The sequence below is a fragment of the Streptomyces sp. NBC_00273 genome, from assembly GCF_036178145.1.
GTDB lineage: Bacteria > Actinomycetota > Actinomycetes > Streptomycetales > Streptomycetaceae > Streptomyces.
In genome coordinates, this window is the sequence record NZ_CP108067.1 from 1,377,882 (window position 1) to 1,396,129 (window position 18,248).

11 protein-coding genes and 1 pseudogene are annotated in these 18,248 nt (G+C 68.2%); 2 read left to right on the forward strand and 10 right to left on the reverse strand.

Annotated features, from left to right (window positions below; all coding sequences use genetic code 11):
• Positions 1-5: 5 nt before the first annotated feature.
• The 7 genes and pseudogenes from OG386_RS05820 to OG386_RS46870 form a co-directional block, all read right to left on the reverse strand.
• Positions 6-1,019 (reverse strand): ABC transporter permease, encoded by a 1,014-nt coding sequence (locus OG386_RS05820; RefSeq protein ID WP_328787082.1) that lies wholly within the window; start codon positions 1,017-1,019, stop codon positions 6-8.
• Complete coding sequence (locus OG386_RS05825) at positions 1,016-2,605, reverse strand: sugar ABC transporter ATP-binding protein (RefSeq protein WP_328787084.1); 1,590 nt, start codon at positions 2,603-2,605, stop codon at positions 1,016-1,018. Before OG386_RS05825 ends, OG386_RS05820 begins: the two co-directional genes overlap by 4 nt.
• Before the next feature lie 74 nt (positions 2,606-2,679).
• A complete protein-coding gene (locus OG386_RS05830; protein ID WP_328787085.1) occupies positions 2,680-3,717 on the reverse strand; it encodes a sugar ABC transporter substrate-binding protein in 1,038 nt (345 codons plus the stop codon).
• On the reverse strand, positions 3,714-6,233 hold the full coding sequence (locus OG386_RS05835; RefSeq protein ID WP_328787086.1) for a N,N-dimethylformamidase beta subunit family domain-containing protein: 2,520 nt from the start codon (positions 6,231-6,233) through the stop codon (positions 3,714-3,716). Before OG386_RS05835 ends, OG386_RS05830 begins: the two co-directional genes overlap by 4 nt.
• Before the next feature lie 258 nt (positions 6,234-6,491).
• On the reverse strand, positions 6,492-6,977 hold the full coding sequence (locus OG386_RS05840; RefSeq protein ID WP_328787087.1) for a hypothetical protein: 486 nt from the start codon (positions 6,975-6,977) through the stop codon (positions 6,492-6,494).
• A 313-nt stretch (positions 6,978-7,290) separates the two neighbouring features.
• Positions 7,291-9,633: a LuxR C-terminal-related transcriptional regulator gene (locus tag OG386_RS05845; RefSeq protein WP_328793173.1), complete on the reverse strand. Its 2,343-nt coding sequence runs from the start codon at positions 9,631-9,633 to the stop codon at positions 7,291-7,293.
• Positions 9,634-10,175: 542 nt separating this feature from the next.
• A pseudogene (locus OG386_RS46870) lies at positions 10,176-10,318 on the reverse strand (IS5/IS1182 family transposase); the annotation flags it as partial.
• A gap of 286 nt (positions 10,319-10,604) precedes the next feature.
• On the opposite strand from OG386_RS46870, the gene OG386_RS05855 reads away from it, so the two are divergent.
• Positions 10,605-11,228 carry a TetR/AcrR family transcriptional regulator gene (locus OG386_RS05855; RefSeq protein ID WP_328787089.1) on the forward strand — a complete coding sequence of 208 codons (624 nt, stop codon included), beginning with the start codon at positions 10,605-10,607 and terminating at the stop codon, positions 11,226-11,228.
• Positions 11,229-11,370: 142 nt separating this feature from the next.
• On the opposite strand, the gene OG386_RS05860 is transcribed toward OG386_RS05855, so the two are convergent.
• The 3 genes from OG386_RS05860 to OG386_RS05870 all read right to left on the reverse strand — a co-directional run bounded on the left by OG386_RS05860 (position 11,371) and on the right by OG386_RS05870 (position 16,217).
• Positions 11,371-14,583, reverse strand: coding sequence for a bifunctional cytochrome P450/NADPH--P450 reductase (locus tag OG386_RS05860; RefSeq protein WP_328787090.1), 3,213 nt, complete (start codon positions 14,581-14,583; stop codon positions 11,371-11,373).
• Positions 14,584-14,768: 185 nt separating this feature from the next.
• Positions 14,769-15,011 (reverse strand): transposase, encoded by a 243-nt coding sequence (locus tag OG386_RS05865; protein WP_328787092.1) that lies wholly within the window; start codon positions 15,009-15,011, stop codon positions 14,769-14,771.
• Positions 15,012-15,251: 240 nt separating this feature from the next.
• Positions 15,252-16,217 (reverse strand): RICIN domain-containing protein, encoded by a 966-nt coding sequence (locus OG386_RS05870; protein WP_328787093.1) that lies wholly within the window; start codon positions 16,215-16,217, stop codon positions 15,252-15,254.
• A gap of 1,139 nt (positions 16,218-17,356) precedes the next feature.
• Between OG386_RS05870 and OG386_RS05875 the strand changes: the two genes are divergently transcribed.
• Positions 17,357-18,242, forward strand: a protein-coding gene (locus tag OG386_RS05875) for an IS5 family transposase (protein ID WP_328787094.1) whose coding sequence is annotated in 2 segments (ribosomal slippage) — positions 17,357-18,079 and positions 18,081-18,242 — 885 coding nt in all. Because the reading frame shifts where the segments join, the coding sequence is not laid out codon by codon here.
• Positions 18,243-18,248: the final 6 nt, after the last annotated feature.

Sequence of the window (18,248 nt, forward strand, 5' to 3'; positions counted from 1 at the left end):
TGATATCAGGTGGTACGCAGTATCCTGCGTAGCCTGCCGGCCCGCTGACCGAGTTCGTCGAGGCCGGCGGCGACCACCAGCGCCGCGCCTGTTGCGATCGCCTGGGCGAAGTACGGCACGTTCATCAAGGTCATCCCGTTGTTGAGCACTCCGAGGAACACCACCCCCAGCAGCACCCCGAGCATCGTGCCTCGACCACCGCTGAAGGCGATGCCGCCCAGCAGTACGGCGGTGAGCACCTGGAGTTCGAAGGTGGCGCCGAGCGTGCTGGGCGGCGCTGCGTCCAGCCGTGCGGCGTAGAGGACACCGCCGAGACCGGCAGCGAGCCCGGTGACCACGAACAGCAGCAGGGGCAGCCGCCTGGTGGCGACGCCGGACAAGAACGCCGCCTCGGTGTTGACGCCGATCGCGTAGACGTGCCGGCCGGAGGGCGTGCCGTACAGGTAGAGGGCGCCGAGCCCAAAGACCACCAAAGCGACCCATACAGGGACTGGTACGCCGAGGAAGAGTCCCCGGCCGAACAGTGACATCCCGGTGCCGAAGCCGGCCGGCGGATCGTCCCGCAGATACTGCGCCACACCGCGGTAGAGCTGCAGGGTGCCCAGGGTGACGATGATCGGGCTCAGCCGGGTGACAGCGACGAGTACGCCGTTGACGAGGCCGCCGAACGCCCCGATGCCCAGGCCCGCGAGCACGGCCAGGCCCCAGCCGACATGGTGGTCCACGATCAGCAACCCGGTCACCACTCCGGACAGGCCCACCGCCGACCCGACCGAGAGATCGACGTATCCCATGATCACCAGTAGGGCCTGCGGCACGGCCACGATCAGCAGCACCGCGCCGGACAGCGCGATGTTCTTTGTGTTGCCCACCGTCAGGAAGAGATCCGACTGGAGGGTGAAGAACAGGATCAGGATGATCAGGCCGATCAGCAGCGCGGAGCGCAGCACGATTTCGAGTGCGTTGCGCCCGCCCCCGGTTGCTGAGGCGACCGGAGTTGCGCTTGCGGTCGTGGTCATGGGTGTACCTCCGGAGCGGTCGGCGGTCTCACGCGGCCATAGGCAGCGGGGCCGGGGGCGTCAGGGCCTGCGGTGGTGACGCCGGTGAACTGGTGGGCATGGCGGAGCAGGGTGGCCTCGGTGATGTCGTGGCCGGACAGTTCGGCGATCGGACAGCCCCGGTCCATCACCACCGCCCGTTGGGCGAGTTGCCGCACCTCCTCAGCGTCGGAGGAAGCGAAGACGACAGCCAGGCCACGGTCCGCCAACTCCCGGCAGACCTCGTAGATCTGACGCCGGGCTCCCACGTCGACCCCCTGGGTCGGCTCGTCCAGCAGCAGTACGGCCAGCTTGTCCGCGCGGGCCAGCCAGCGGCCGAGGACGAGCTTTTGCTGGTTCCCGCCGGAGAACGAGGAGCCATTACGGTTAGCCGCCAGCGGTTGCAGATCCACCCGCAGCGCGCTGGCGCGGAACAACTGTCGTTCCCTGGCGGGGCGGCGCACACCTGCTTTGGCCAGGCTTCGATAGGACGGCAGCAACAGGTTGTCGGCGGCGCTGCGGGTGCCCCACAGAGCCTGGCGCAGGCGGTCGGAGGGGACCAGTGCGATGCCGTGGCGCAGCGCGGCGGCCGGTGTGCGGGCGGCGACGGGGCGGCCGTCCACCACCATCTGGCCGGAGACGGCAGTGAACCGGCCGGCAAGCGTCTCCAGCAGGGAACTGCGCCCCGATCCCAGCACGCCATAGAGGCCGAGGATCTCACCGGCCCTCACTTCCAGGTCCAACGGCCCGAACCGGGGACCTGCCAGCGCGTGCAGCCTCAGCCGGACCCTGGCAGACGCGGTAGACAGGGCAGACACGGCAACGGACGCGGCTGACGCGGCCGGCTGACCGGCGCCGCCGGAAATGACGGAGACGATCTGCTCCGGAGCAACGTCGGCCACCTTCTCCTGCAGCGCGACAACTCCGTCGCGCAGCACTGTGACCCGGTCGGCGATCCGGAACACCTCACCGAGCCGGTGCGTGGTGTAGACGATGCGGGCTCCTTGGGACTTCATCTTGGCAACCTCGATGAACAGCCGTTCGGTTTCGCTCTCGGACAGCGACGCCGTCGGCTCGTCCAGGATCATCACCTTCACCTCGGTGCGGTGCCACGCCTTGGCGATCTCCAGCAACTGTTTGGTACCCATGGGGAGATCACCGACCCGCGCGCCGGGCGCGACGTGAAGGCCGAAACGCGTCAGCAGATCCTTGGTCTCGGCGCGCTGCGCCCGGCGGTTGAGCACACCGGCGACGGTCTGCTCCTGGCCGAGGAAGAGGTTGTCGCTCACCGACAGTACGTCGATCAGCGACAGGTGCTGGTGGATCGTGGCGATCCCGGAGGCGAAGGCGCGGCCCGGCGTCAGGCCCGTCAGCGGTTCGCCGTCGAGCGTCATCTCGCCGACGTCCGGGTTCGTGGACCCGCCTATGCACTTGATCAGTGTGGACTTGCCGGCTCCGTTGGGGCCCAGCAGCGCGTGCACTTCGCCCTCGGCGATGTCCAGGTCGACACCCTTCAGGACGGTGAACGCACCATAACTCTTGAACAGCCCGCGGACTGTGAGCGTCATGGCATCTCGCTTCTGTGGTTCGAGTCGGGGTCATACGATGAGGGCGGACGCGGGCACGCCCGCCCTCAGTCGGCTCAGCTGTAGTCGCTCAGGTAGTCCTTGAGCTCGGGGTTGTCCGCGGTCAGCGCTACGGGAGGGACGTTGACGCCCTGGTTCGGCTTGCCCTCGAGCAGATCCGCGGGCACGTCGGTGACGGCGAAGCCGATGTCGCGGATGCGCACCGCCACGGAGACCCGGTAGATGCCGCCTTGCGAGACAGCGGTCAGGCCGTCCTTGGAACCGTCCTGGCCGCCGATGAAGATGCCGGGGTCCTTGGGGTTCTTGCCGGCGTTGATGAACGCCTGCTGTGCGCCGAGCGACACGTCGTCGTCGTAGCCGAGCACCATGTTCAGGTCAGGGTGTGCCTGCAATACCGTGCGTGTGATCTGCTCGCCATCCGCTCGGGTACCCGCCTTCTGTGTGGAGACCACCTCGACGTTGCTCACACCTGCCGGGAAAGTGGCTTTCAGGCCGTCGTCGCGCTGTGCGCCGACCGCGAGGTCACGGTTGTTGAGCACCAGCACCTTGACGGGTCCCTTGTGCTCCTTGGCCCAGGCCGCCGCCGTCTTGCCGAGTTCCTTGCCGCTCTCCAGACCGCTGAAGAGCACGGCTGCGTCCTGGTTCTTCAGGGGGGAGGCGTAGGAGACGAACACGGTGCAGTTGTTCCTGGCCTCCTGGGCGAGCGGCTCCATGGAGGCCGGCTCCAGCGGGTAGGAGACGATCGCGGGGATCTTCTGGGTCACCCAGGTCTGCATGTTCTGGGTCTGCTTCTGCAGGTTCTCGTCGTCGGCGGTGTACTTGACCGTGTAACCGCGTTCCTTGGCTCGCTGCTCGGCGAACCGCTTCAGGTCCCCGTACACCGAGAGCGAGGTCAAGGGGTAGTCGAAGCCGATCACCTTGTCGGTGGAGCGCTTGCAGAGCTTTGCGTCGTTCTGGGCTGTGCCTGCGCCGGTGTCCTCCTTGATGCTGCCGCAGGCGGTGGCAAGGAGCACCATCGCGGCTACGGCGGTGGCACCGGCGATGTGGCGTCTTCTTCGGTTGGACGGGTCTGCGCCCGAGGCGGAGCGGTTCATCCGGGGTGCCTCTCTGCTGTGTGGTGTTCCGCGTCGGCGGGGCCGTCGGCGCGATGGGTGGGGGCTTGTTTGGAATCGCGTGACTGGAAGTTGTCCAGCACGTTGCGAACCAGCCGGGAGACGTTGTTCTGGCAGCCGTTCCACGGCAGGGAACCGGTGAAGCAGACGGAGCCCACGGAGAACACCGCCCCGCCGGCAGGCTGCTCCACGACGACCATGTCGGATCGCACGTCCTTGCACTCGCTGCCGCCGAGCCCTGGCGAGAGCATCAGCACGTCTTCCACGGCGAGCTGGTAGTAGTCGCTGTGCCGCTGTGAGGTAGCGAGCACAGCGGTGTTCGGCGGGCTGCCGAGGCCGAGGTCGCAGCGGTCGAGTTCATCGCCGCTGGCTCCGTTCATGATCAGTCCGAAGTCACCGATCAGTTCGTCGTCGATGCCGTCGAACACCCAGGCCCACTCCGGCTCGTAGGACAGTGGCGTCCGCGCGAACGCCGGCGCCTTCTCGTCCCATCCCTGGCTGCACATGCCGATCCCGACAAGCTTGTTGGGAGAGCGGCCGCGCCATCGCCACAGTCCGCCCTGTTCGCCGGTCGTCGAGTGCCGCTGCTCCCCCGGCTGGATCTCCCAGGTACGGATTCCCGCCGAGCGGCGGACCTCCAGTACGTGTGGCCGTCGCGGATCCTGGGAGGTCACCCAGTAGAAGCCGTTGCCGCCCAGGTACATGAGGCAGCCGCCGGAGTCGAGATGGCGCTGGAGCGCGTCCAGCATCCGGCCGCTGTAGTACTCCGGGTGCCCTCCGGTGATCAACACCTGGTAGCCGTCGAGGGCGTGCTCGGGGTCGGCGTGCAGGTCGTGGTCGCTGATCACGTCATGCTCGAACGTGCTCTGTGTGAACCAGTGCTCGACGTAAAGGTCCGCGCTCAGGCCTCTCGGAGCGTTCTGCAGCCACATGCGGTAGTCCGGACGCAGATTCAGGATGGGCCGCAGGGCGCTGGAGTAGCAGATGCCGGAGCCGTCGCTGTGGTGGTCGTAGAGGCTGGATCCGAATTCGGGATGGTCGGCGAGCGTGGTGTCGTGTACAGATGGGTTGACGGGGTGGTCCAGGATGCCTGCGGACTCGTAGTCGAGCCGGTGCAGCAGCCGCTCGTTGGCATAGGCGAGGTAGGTGAAGGTCGGGACCAGGTAGGCGATCCTCGCCCGCGGTCGGCCGGCCGGCGGGGGTACCACGACCGGGATGTGATCGGTCTCCTCACCGTCGCCGGTGATGCCGCGCAACCGGACCGCGTAGATGCCGGTCGGCAGATCCTCCGGCAGCGTGATGCGTGCCGCTTCCGGCCAGCCGGCGTCCAGCAGGTCGTCGTCGTGGAAGTGGATCGCGCCGTACTGTTCGGGTGCGTCGGTGGCGTCGTGCACCTCACCGGTCCAGTTGTGCCCCGTCATGGCCCTGGTCGGCATGTTGACCAGGAGTGCGTGGGCTCCGCGTCCTGAGACGTCGGCGGTGGTTTGCGAGCTGAAGTCGCGCTCGAAGGCCCACTCAGCAAGGACATCCGGACCCGAGCGCAGCACCGGCCGCTCCACCTTGCCGTTGAACACCGACCCTGGGCAATAGCGGGTGCCGTCCGAAGGACAGCGCAGTGCCGCAATGACCACTCCGCTGACCGACGAGAGATCCACCGCTGCACCGGAGTACGCGTGTGCTTCTGCATCCTCACCGGCATAGGGCTGCAGCGGCAGGACGGAAAGACGGAGGGCGTGCGGTACGAATTCGACCATCAGCCGGTACCAACGGCTCTGGGCCAGTGGCCGGTCGGCGGCGGCGAGCACCGTCCCGTCCGCCAGGCACAGGCATGGACACCCCTCGGGGCTGAGCGCCAGCGCGAGGACCTGTTCACCGTGCCGGTCGACCAGGCTGAACAACCCCTGCTCCCGGCCTGCCCCCGGCGTGGTCGGCCAGACCAGCAACTCCGCGGAGAGCCGGGTGGTGTCTGCGGAAAAGACCCGGTCCGCCAGTAGGCAGGAGCCTGCTGCTGTCTCCTGCTCGGCCACCACCGCTGTCTGCCGGGCGACCGACGGTACGTCCTCGACGATGAAGCCGGGACCCTGCGGGTTGGCGTCACCGTGCACCAGCCGCACCAGGTCGATCGCGACCTCGCCACCGTCTCCGCTCACCCTCACGGAAAGCTCCTCGCCCGGTCGTGCGGACAGACGATCCAGATAGCCGAACAGCCTCATCAACACTCCCAGGAACCAGGGTGGATGCCCAACTTTCCACAGCGTGTTTGGATTGTTGGGCACTTGGTTGTGGAAATGGACCGTAACCAATGACTGAACTTCCACGCAATACCACGAAAGTAACGAGCAGATTTCAACATTCGGATCCGGCTCACTGTCGTGCGGTCCGCGTGATCCACCCGGGCCGGACTCGGTCGCGCCGTGACCGCCCGGGCACCTCGCGCCATCGGTGCGCGCCGCACAGGCACCGGGACGGGCCCACTGCCCTGCGCGCAGTACGTGCATGCCGAGTGGGGCCGTGCACGAGGGAGCGCAGCGGCTTCTGGAGGGCGACCGGACGGCCTCGGTGGCGCCAGATCCCAAGAACGCCAGGGGCCGGGTCACCGCGGTGCTGTTCCACCTCGGCGACCCTTCCAAGGACGGCCCAGCACGGCCTGCGGGCCGTGACGGCCTCTGCCCGCGGCCTCGCCTGGAAGATCGGTACCGCCGGCCAACTGGATCGTAAGACCACGTCCGACGGACGGGGGTGCCCTGACCCTGCCGTCACCAGCCGTCCGCAGAGGTGGGACGTGGGGGCCTTTCGCGGGAGAGCAATGAGACGACCTCTTGCCGCTGCCTGGGCGCCATCGCCGGCCGGGCACCGCCGAGTGGGACCGGCCGCGTCAGGGGGCCGACCCTGACGGGTCGGCTGTGCGGCAGCTCAAGCAGACGGCAGCCGAGCCGACGCAGCCGGTGGGCCACGTCCGCGGCCTCACGGTCATCCAGTGCGAACACGAACGGGCCCGGGATGAGGAGCATGTCGATCCGGCCCCGCGCGATCTGCCACACCAGGTTCTCCAACTGCGGCAGGCCGTCGCGGGACCGCAGACCGTTGTCCACGTACTCCGACGGTGCGGGCAGGCCGTACCACTGCGCGAGCCGTCGCATCGCGCGACGGTGGAACTCCATGCCGGTCGGGTCGTGGGGGTAGCACCGAAGGTAGAGCGCGGTGTGCAGAGAACCGGCCTGCTGTCGTACGTGCATAACCATGTCGTTCACCTGCCAGTGATCTCAGGGAGTGCGGTGGAACCACGGCTCCGGCAGGCCGGGGGGATGCATGGGTCGAGCGCCGGGGTTGACCAACGGATGGGTGGCCTGCTTCTCCACCATTGGCAGCGCGCCTGGTTCTCCACATCGCGAGAATTACGTAGCCGGCTACTGAGTTCATTCGCGCCCATGCGGTGGCTACGACCCGTAATCGATATCACTCCAGGTCGCCGTGCAGAGGCAAAAAGTAGCGGCAGGGCTACGCCCAGCCCCGGCCGCCGCAAGGGACGGTGGCCGTCCGGATCCCGTACGGGATCTATTTGGCGGCCGCGGGGTTCTGGTCGTCCTGCTCGGGCAGGTGGCCGGTCAGGTTCTGTCCGGTGATCACGGTCGCGACCTGGGCACGGGAAGTACAGGCGAGTTTGCTGAGAATGTTGGCGACATGCGTCTCGGCGGTGCGCTGGGAGATGACCAGTTGCTCAGCGATGTCCCTGTTGGACTTGCCCTCGGCCAGCAGCTCGGCGATCTGTCGCTCTCGCCGGGTGAGAACCTCGGGCCGTTTCGGCACTTGCACCGTGTTCCGGGACGTAGTCTCCCGAATTCCCAGGGCGTACGCGACGGCTTCGTCCTGGGTGAGCCGCGCTCCGCTCTGGTAGGCCAGCCGGTACGCCCGCTCACCCAGGGCGTCCACGGCTGTCCGGACGATGCCGGAGCGGTCCCCTCGCTCGACCCACTGTTCCCTGGTCAGGTTGCCGAAGTCGAGCCCGAGTGGTTCGAGGAACACGGTGCCGGCGCCGAAGAGCCGAGCGCCGCGGTCGGGATCGCCCGACTTCACCGCGCTCCACGCCAAATATTCCAGAGCGCAGCCGACGCCGAGCGGCTGGCGGAACGGATGCTGGAGCCGGACGGCCCCCCTGAGGTATGCCTCCGCGTCCTCGCAGCGCCCTTGGATCACGGCGGACAGGCCGAGGTAGAGCAGGCTCCAGGACTGCAGCCACTGCTCGCCGGCGTCCCGGCAGGCTGTGCGGCACTCCTCGCCGACGGTGCGCACCACGTGGTCGAGGTCGGCCAGGCTGCCCGCGATCGCGAGAAGGAGCTGGGCATGGCGCAGGTGGGGGTTGGGCTCACCCAGGGCTCGCTCCAACTCGACTCCCTCACCGAGGACGAGGAACCCGCGGACCGGGTCCTCTCCGAGCAGTTGCATGTATCCCCACAGGTAGGTTGCGTGGGCGATGCGGGCCGGGTCTCGCAGGCTCGTGGCCAGCCGGTGGCACTCCTCGATCATGGCGAGAGCCGCGCGCTCCGCCGGCCTGCCCCGATCTCCGCTGTAGTTGCTCACGAGGCTGGCCGCCCAAAGGGCGTCGACCCGGTGCGGGCCCGGCGCCGGGCTGCCGGCCAGGGCTCGCGCCAGCCAGATCGCGCCTTCTTGTACCAGGCCGCACACGATCCAGTAGGTCCACAAGGAGGCAGCCATCCGGAGGGCGTGGGGTGCTTCGCCAGGCTCCGTGAGGCAGTACTCCAGAGCCGCGCGCAGGTTGGCGTGCTCCCGGCGCGCGGAAGCGAAGAGGATGACCTGTCCAGGGCCGAACCACTGGTCGTGGACGTGCTCGGCCAGCTGCAGGTAGTGGTCGCGGTGACGGCGCCGCAGACCGTCAGTCTCGCCGGCTCGGGCGAGGTGTTCCCGGCCGTACTGGCGGAGGGTCTCGAGCATGCGGTAGCGCACGCGTCCGTGGACTTCCTCACGCGTGAGGATCGATTTCTCCACGAGACCGGCGACGGCTTCGAGCACGGCTTCGCGGGTGAGTTTCCGGTCCGAGCAGACGTTCTGAGCGGCGGTGAGGTCGCAGCCTCCGGCGAAAACCGACAAGCGGGCCCACAGAAGGCGTTCTTCGGGCGAGCAGAGCTCGAAGCTCCAGTCGACGGTGGATCGAAGGGATCGGTGTCGGAATGCGGAGCCGCGGCGCCGCCGGCGGGTGAGGAGTTCGTACCGTTCGTCCTGGCGGCGGACGAGCTCTTCGACGGAGAGTGACCGCACGCGGGCCGCGGCAAGTTCGATGGCCAGGGGCAGACCCTCGAGGTGCCTGCACAGTGCGGCCACGGCCTGCTCGTTGTCGGGAGTGACCTCGAAGCCGGGGGCGGCAGCGGCTGCCCGGTCGACGAACAGGGCGACCGAGTCGGCTCGGATCCCACCGTGGCTCCCCGGGGAAGTCTCCAGGGGTACGGGCAGGGGCGGCACCGCGAAGACACGTTCGCCCGCAATGTCGAGTACCTCACGGCTGGTGGCCAGCACGCGGACTCCGGGACACATCGCCAGAAGGTCGGCCGCCGCCTCCCCGCACGCCTCCACCAGGTGCTCGCAGTTGTCGAGGACCAGCAGCAGTCGCTTGTCCCGCAGGTGACGGGTCAGCGCCCTTGCGGCGTCGGGACCCATCGTGCGCATGCCCACGGCGTCCATGACGGTCAGGACGACTTGGTCGGACTCACCGACCTCCGCCAGCGACACCCAGAAGACCCCGTCACGGAACGCCCGCCGCACGTCACGCGCGACCTGCAGTGCCAGGCGCGTCTTTCCCACGCCTCCGGTGCCGGTCAGCGTCACCAGACGCGAGTCGGCGAGCAGGCGCTTCACTCCGGCGATCTCCGACCGGCGCCCCACCATGCTCGTCACGTCGGCAGGGAACGCTCCATCCGCCACGACGCCCATACCTAGACTCGTAGGATATGCCGAAATAATGGTAACAATGAGAGGCGGGAGTCACCCCCTCAGGAAACCGGCGTTCGCCGGCCGGGGCCCGCTCGCGCCGCCGCTTGGACCCCGTCGGACGACGCCCCGAACAACACGAAATAGGGTGATTAAAACCATACCGGGGCGCGACATGGGTCTACCGTGAGGTCATGACTGGAGAGGACGCCCGTCTCGCACCAACGGGAACCTGCTGGTGTGGCTGCGGAGCCGAAGTCGGAATCGATTCCTTCTTCGCGCCCGGCCACGACAAGATCGCCGAGGCCGCCCTTATGGCTGTCCGGTACGACAATTCCGTGGCCCGACTCCTCGCCGAGCACGACTTCGGCCCGGACGGTGCGACGACCATCCGGCAGGCAGCTCTGGACAGCGGCTACTGGGAGTCATGCCCGGCCGCGGAGTGCGTCTACGTCGGCACCTCCGCGGCCGTCCGCAGGCACCGCCAAGAAGCCGATCACTTAGAGGTCCTGACAAAGCCGTTGGACGTGGCGGTAGGTGATGAGGCAGCTGGCGAGGCCGAGGAAGCTTCGTGAATGTCCTCGCGTCGTTCCCATCGGATCCGTAGTCGGCGGAAGCCGTGAAGCCATGCGATGGTCCGATCGGGAGCCCCGCAGGGCGAACGCGGCTTCCGCGCGCAGGTTCCCCCGGCGGGCGAGGTGAACGTGCCGCCGGTCGCCAGGGTCACCTCGGTTGCCCAGGCCGACAGCCCCAGCCCCGGCGGAACCCCTGACGGTAGAAGCGGAGGAGCCGATACGTCGGGGCGCGCGCCGTCCATGAGGAACCCGGGGCCACTTCCCGTCCCGCCGGCGCTCGGGCCCATCAGGGGCAGTGCCGGACGCCGTCCTCATACCGACTGGTTCGATCGACTAAGTCGATATAGTGGCCGCATGGCTCACGTTTCTGCGGCCGAGCGCCGTCCCCAGCTGATCAAAGCGGCTATCGCCTTTATGGCGAGGGAGGGCGTCGCCGTCGGGAGCACGCGTGCCATCGCCGCCGAACTCGGCGTCGCCCAGGCCACGGTCCACTACACCTTCGGCACGAAGGAGGGCCTGTACCGAGCGGTCATGGACCAGCTCACCGCGGACCTGATAGCGCAGGTCGAGCAAGCGGCTCCGCAAAACGCTGGCTTCGAGGAGACGATCGCCGCATTGGCCGGCGCCCTCTGGCGCACCGTCCAGGAGGAGGCGAGCGGGCACCAGCTGCTCACGGAACTGGCCCTGCTCGCCTTGCGCACCCCCGGTCTCAGCGAGGCCCGCCAGGCTCATTACCAACAGGTTAACGAGGTCACGGTGCGGATCGTGACCGAGACGGCGTCCCGGAGCGGGTTCGAACTCGTCCAGCCGGCGGACCTGATCGCCCGCTTCTTCCTCGCCGGCTTCGACGGGCTCACGATGCAGCGCCTCTACGCGCCGGACGGACCCGCCGAAAGCGCCGGCCTCCAGGCCCTGGTCTCCGCGACCGTCGCCCTGGCCGGAGGGGGCCTGAACCTCGCAGCCGTCCAGACCCAGTAAGGAACGCCGACGTCCGTTCGCCGCACCGCGCACGCCCCCGCCGGTCCGGCGTGGCGAGGCGTACGCGTAGCGGACCGACACACCGGCCACGGACGCCTGCACGTCCGTGGCCGTGTGGTCCGAGAAAGTCGATGGGCGGGGGTCAGCCGGCCCAGACGTCCTCGACATAGCGACCGGATTCGGTGGTGGCGGCCAGCCAAGCGGCGGCCTCCTCGTCGTCGGCGCAGGAGTTCTGGCGGTAGATCGCCATGAACGCCTCCCGCACCGCGGGCGCCATGCGGCGGCCGTCCCCGCAGACGTAGACCCTGCCGCCGGCCTCCAGCGCGGCCCAGACCTCGTCGCTCTCGCGCGCGATCCGGTCCTGAACGAAACGGGCACCGTGCTCGGGAGCGTGCGTGAAGGTGGGCCGCATGCTGACCGCGCCGGCCGCCTCCGCCGCCTCGAACTCCTGGCGGTGAAGGTAGTCGACATCGGGATGGTCGCAGCCGAAGTAGCACAACAGGGTTCCCGTCGACCCACTGTGCACCCGGTCGAGCACCGCACCCCGGAAGGGCGCGAGGCCGGTGCCCGCGCTGACCAGGATCACCGGCACCGACGGGTCCTCGGGGAGGCGGAAGGACTCGCTGCCCTGCAGCACCCGGGCCTGCAGGGTGTCTCCGGGGTTCACGGTCTGGATGTAGTGCGAGGCGATGCCCTGGAATGTGCCCTCGCCGCTACGGTGAGGTGCGGCAAGCAGCGACACCATGAGGTCCACCTCACCGGGTTGGGCGGCCGCGGACGAGGAGACGGAGTAGTGGCGGGGCCGCAGAACCGGCAGCAGCTCCAGGAAGTGCTCGAAGGGCAGCTCGCAGGCGCGGTACTTCTCCAGCAGGCCCAGGACACTGTGGCCGACGACGGCCACCTGCTCGCGGATGGTCTCCGGGTCTGCCGCGGCAAGTGCGGCCAGGGGCTGCTTCTCGGGCGGGCAGGTGGTGTGCTCGGCCAGGACGGCGACCTGCTCGGGGGTGGCGGCGTCCTGCAGTTCCACGAAGTCGGTGAGCAGGCGGCGCAGGGTCAGCGGGCGGTCGACGGGCAGGACGTTGCGGCTGCGGCGGCGGGCGCGCAGGCGGATGGTGCGGTCCAGGTCGAGGCCGAAGCGGTCGGCCACGCGCTGGACGAGGGCGTCGGGGTTGCTGGGCAGGATCGCCAAGTGGTCGGCGGTGCGGTAGGTGACGCCCTCGGGCAGCCGCAGGCGCAGGAACCGCTTGGAGCGGCCGAGCTCGTGTTTCGTGTCGACGAGTTCGTACGCGTCGAGCACTTCCATCGGCTGGACGCCGTGCCGCGCGGCGAGGCCGCCGGTGACCGAGTCGGTGGCGTCCTCCAGCTCATAGAGCCCTTGGCTGTCGTCGAACTCCGCGGGCGCCGGGACCTCGCCTGGGGCGTGGCCGTAGCGCTCGAGAAGCGTTGTCCACAATTCCCCGACCCAACGGTCCACCGTTCCGGCGAAGTCGCCGGAGGCGTCGGCGGCGCCGCGTTCGAGAAGGGGGACGGCTCCGGCCGCCGCCAGGCGCTCGTCGATGAGGGTGGGGACGCGCTGGTAGGTGGCGGCCCAGTTGCGGTCGCCGACGCCGAGCACGGCGTACGGGAGGCCGGCGAGCGAGCCGGACTCCAGACCCTCCAGCCACGCCACGAACTCGGCAGCATCGTCGGTGGGCCTGCCGTTGTAGGAGGCGGCGACGATCACCAGCGGGCCGCCGGCGGGATCCAGCTTGCCGGCGTGGGCGTCGAGGGGCGCCACGGACGGTGCGAAGCCGTGGTCATCGCCGTCGGTGGCCAGGTCGCGGGCGATGCCGGCGCAGGTGCCGAGGTTGGAGCCGTGCAGCAGGGTGAGCGCGGCGCCGGAGGCCCGCCGGGTCACGCTCACGCCCCGCCCGGTTGCCGCCTCGCTCGCCGTCACGGCGGGCCGACGGCGCTCCTCGGTGGTGCGCCGGGTCAGCTTGAGTGTGAAGCCGTCGGGCTTGAGTGTGAGCGTCTGCTTGATCTTCAGCTGGTAGTCGGTGTGGTCGATCAGCCGGTAGCGGTGGACGAGGAGGCCGAGCAGCAGCGTGGCCTCGTGGAGGGCGAACTGGCGTCCGATGCAGGCGCGTTCGCCGTTGCCGAACGGCTTGAAGAGGTGGACCGGGCGCTTCTCTTCCTGTTCCTGGGTGAAGCGTTCGGGGTCGAACAGCTCGACGTTCTCGCCCCAGGCGGGGTCACGGTGCAGGGCGGGGGTGAGGACCATCAGCGTCTCGCCCTTGCGGACGGCGTACCTACTGCCGATGATGGTGTCCTCCAAGGGCTCCACGGCGTAGCCGGGCGCGGTCGGCCACAGCCGGAGGCTCTCGTTGAGCACCTGGCGGATGTAGGTGAGCTTGCCGATGTCGCCGTAGTCGGGGTCCGGAGTTTCCTCGTCTCCCCACAGCGCGTCCACCTCGGCCTGAGCACGGGCGAGGATCTCGGGGTGCTTGGTCAGGTAGTACAGGGCGAAGGACAGGGCACCGCTGGTCGTCTCGTGCCCGGCGATGAGGAACGTGATGACCTGGTTGCGGATGTTCACGTCGTCGAGCGGCCGGCCCGTCCTGGCATCCGGGGTGTGAAGCATCCGGCCCAGCAGGTCGCCGGTGCTTGTATCTCCGGACTGCTTGCGCTGCCGGATGACCTCGTCGACCAGGTCGGTCATTAGCCTGATGTCTTGGCGGAACTGCTCGGACTGCTTGCGCCTGAACCGCACCGTTCCCGGGATGGACTCGCCCTTGGTCTGGGTGAAGGCCAGGGCCCGTGCCATGGCCTCGACGAAGGAGTGCAGTTCGTCCCGGCGGAACGACTCGAAGTCGTAGTCGAAGCCGCACAGCCCGATGGTGTCGAAGGTCAGGCGGGTCATGTCCTCGGGGATGTCCACCGCACGCTGGCCGGCAGCCTGGTCCCACTTGCCGATCAAAGAGCGGGCGACCCTCAGCATGGTCGCGTGGTAGTCGCGCATCGCACCCAGAGAGAACGCCGGCATCAGAATGTCGTGGGCCTTCTGCCAGTTCGCCTCGTGGTTGAAAGCGGTGAACAGGCCGTCCCCCGCGAACTGCCGGATCTCGACCAGGTCGGGGTGCACGTTCTTGCGGAAGCGGGACTCGTCCGCAAGTTCCGTCACCAGATCCAGGCCGCCCACGACCACGGCCTCGGTGTCGAAGACGCGGAGCCTGTAGATCGGGCCGAGCTCCTTGACCTCCTTCATCAGGTGGGTCGTGGCATCGAACCCCTTCGGGAGCGCGAGGGCGTGGCCCACCAGGGGCAGGGCCGGGCGCTGTGGTATCGCCTGGGCCGTGAGGACGGGCGGCTGAGTCATGAGCGCGCCTTTCAGTTCGAGACATCGGTTCCCGCCAACGTACAGTCGACATTGTCGAGTGACCATGTCGACTGACTGTATTAAATGACACAGTCGCTTTACCGAACCGAATCGGGGTCTCGAACGTCCCCAGCCTGCCGCTCGGTTGAGGTTCCCGGCATGAGCACGATGCTCGTGGGGCGGCTTCACCGCGTGCCGCTTACGCCCGTTGATAGGCCTGCCGCCGTCGAAGCCGCGGCTGTCCGTGCCCGCGCCGCCGACATGGCTCGCCATTTCGTTCCGTTGTCGACCAGGTAGAGGACCGTGTCCAGCATCGCCCGGCGGCAGTACGCTTCCGACTGCCCACCGCGTCCCTGCAGTGGCAGTACCGGACAGACCACGGCCCACTGCACGTCTGTCATGCCTGTGGGATAGCGGCGCTCGCGCATCCCGTTACCAGCGGCGTTCCCGAACTGGTTTGCGAGGCAGTCACGCGACGGGGCGCCCGGACCGGACCCGGCCTGCACGAACGCGCAGAATTGCGACAACAGGGCCTCTTGGCACACTCGTTGGCGTGGAATCTACCGAGCCGCCAAGAGGCCTTGTTCTCATGCGCGCACCCGCCGCGATCACCCGAACGAGACTCCCGTTCGCCCAACACCGCACAGGACCGGAACGACAACAGTCACTCAGAAGCTGCAGCGGGGCGGAGTGGGGCTGGACTTCGCGACGTAGATGGTGGTCAGGCCGTTGGCGTGCTCGAGGGGGACCGTAACGGTGTCACGCACCGTCCAGGTGTGCAGCCCGCCGATGCCGAAGGTCCAGGTGCCCGTCACCTTCTGGGCGACCTTCGCCAACTCGTACCAGCCGTACTCTCCGGGCTTCACAGTGAACTTCGTCTGCTCGGCCTCACTGTGCGAGTTCGACCACACGACCTTGGCGGATACCTTCAGCTTGGCCGTGACCTTGGCGATCAGCGAGCCGACGGCCCCCGTCTCGAACCCGACCTCCAACTCGCTGCCCACCTCGTTGGAGTAGCCGGTCGTCTTGGTCCTGGTGAACACGTGGTCGAGCGGGTAAGGCGTGTCGTTGTACCACACCTCCGACCCGCAGGAACCTGGCAGCGGGGCCGCGGGGGCCTCGCTCTCCGCATTCCACGTGCAGGTGTCCGTTGACTTCTGACACGTGTTCGCCGCGTGGTCGATAGCCAGGTCCCAGACCGCGGAGTACGGTCCCGATCCAACCAACCAGAGCTGGCCGCGGGCTTCGAGCTGGCACGGTGTGGCGATGACGGGGTCACCCACCCGGGAGTTGCGCACATCGGCGCCGAAGGCGGCCAGGCACTTGCCGGAATCGACGTTGCGGACCATCAACTTGTTGCCGGGGCCAGGGTTGAAGTACCAACGCTGTGAGCCCTTGTTCTGGCAGTTCGCGGTGACGAGCACGTCGTAGCGCTCGGCGGTCGGCTGGCTGCCTACGCAAGTGCCGGTCGACTTGCTGACGATCTCGAACGTCGCGTCCGCCCGGTTCACGCTGAGCTTCCAGAAGCGGTTCTGTCCGTCGTCCACCCTGTCGACCACGACCTGTTGGTTCGACAGAGCGCCCGGGTGCAGCGCGAGCACGAAGCCTCCCGAACCGCTCAGGTGGAGTCTCATGCAGTCGAGACTCTCCTCCCCCGCCCGGCAAGACTCTGTCGACGCCGAGGCGGCATGGGCGCTCGGCGGGGAGGTGAGGCCTGCCGCCAGGGATAACAGGGCTACCGCCAGGGCGGCGACCATCCTGCGCAAGGAACTTGCGCGTGTTGCGGTTGTTGACGAGATCACAGAGCACTCCAATCCAATGCTTGTCAGCAGGTCCGGTGCTGGAGCGCACATGCCCTGCGGTTCCACGTCAGGCTCGGCACGGTTTTCCCCGACGGGTCGGGGCAGTCGCGACCACGCCGGCATGGTCACTCTACATCCAATCTAGAAGACATCTACAAGATTGCCGTCTTCGCCGCACTGGTCTGGGTGCGTGAGACAAGCTTCCGTGGCCAACGGACAGTGCGGACACGCCTTCTCGCACGTCGTTCTACCGCGAACTCGTCGCCGCCATTGCTCCCGAAGCCGATCCGGCCCGGCGAGCGGGCCAGGCCCTGTCCCGCAGCGTCGGGCGCGGTGCTGACTGCGTGCCTCGCGCCGAGGACCCAATCGGGGGACGCACTGCCCCGTCGATGCCGAACAGGCTCGCGTAGCACAAGGAGGTAGCAATGCGATCCAGGAGCACTGGCTGGGGGCGGGTGCGGGGCAGCAGGGAGGCCAGCGGCCTCTCGGGGCGAGGGAGGCGGCGGTGTGGCCGCAGTTGTGCAGGTTCTGCCGCTGCCCGGCGCCGAGAACGGCACACAGGTGAGATGGATGGTGGTGTCGGTGTGGACGCAGCCGGTGAAGACTGCTGGGCTGCTTGAGGTGTGCGGCCAAGGCGGTGGCGGCGCGCTCCGGTGTGGGCAGCCACGGCACTGACATCACGAAGCCGAACCACCACCTACGACAACCCGCAGTTCATCAGGCCAGAACCTCGATGCGTACTGCGGAACCATGCGGGTCCACCCGCGCCAGCCAGGTCGCAGAAAGCAACGCAGGGCGCGAAGGGATCAACTTCGGCACTTGACGCTGCCGCAGCACGCGCTCGCCCTGGCTGACCCGGATGCGGAGCAACGTGGCGAACACCCGCCGGTGCAGGTACAGCTTGCCACGTGCGGCTAGGTCGTGTCCGATGGGTCGCGTGACGCTCCCGTTGGGGACTCGTTCCGTGAGGCATGGGGCGGGGAGATCTTTCGGATGAAGAGTGGGCTCGTCTGGAGCCGCACTTGCCGGCGAATCGCGGACGAGGAGGACGCTGGCAATGCCACCGTCGGGTGATCAACGGGATTCTGTTCCGACAGCGGACCGGCCTCCCCTGGCGGGACCTGCCTCCCTGCTTCGGTAGCTGGAAGACGGTCCACGACCGTCATCGAAGGTGGTCGGCGGACGGCACGTGGGAGAGAATTCTGCGGGCCGTCCAGACCGACGCCGATGCCGAGGGCCGGATCGACTGGAGCATGGTCAGCGTCGATTCCACGACCTGCCGCGCTCATCAGCACGCGGCTGGCGCCTCCACCCGCGCCCCGAAGATCCCGGGTCGACGCAGGAGCCCGGCGCGTCACCGTCCCGATGAGGCCCTGGGACGCTCGCGAGGCGGGCTCACAAGCAAGATCCACCTCGCCGGAGAAGGCGGGTGCCGCCCGCTCGGGTTTGTCATCACGCCCGGCCAGTGGGGGGACGCACCGCAGATGATTCCCGTTCTGGAAGAGATCCGTGTGCCCCGGCAGGCTGGTGGACGACCACGTACCCGGCCCGACCATGTCGGGGGCGATAAGGCGTACTCGTCACGCCGCAATCGGCGTCACCTGCGCAAACGTCAGATCAAGCACACGATCCCCGAGCCGAGAGACCAGCGGGCCAACCGCCGGCGCCGCGGCAGCCAAGGCGGTCGGCCCACAGGGGTTCGACAAGACGATCTACCGGCGCCGCAACGAAGTTGAGCGGACCATCAACCGGCTCAAGAACTTCCGGGCCGTCGCCACACGCTTCGACAAACGGGCATACGTCTTCCACGGGACGGTCACCGTGGCCGCGATCCGCCTATGGCTCCGCCCGAAGTGAAGCTCC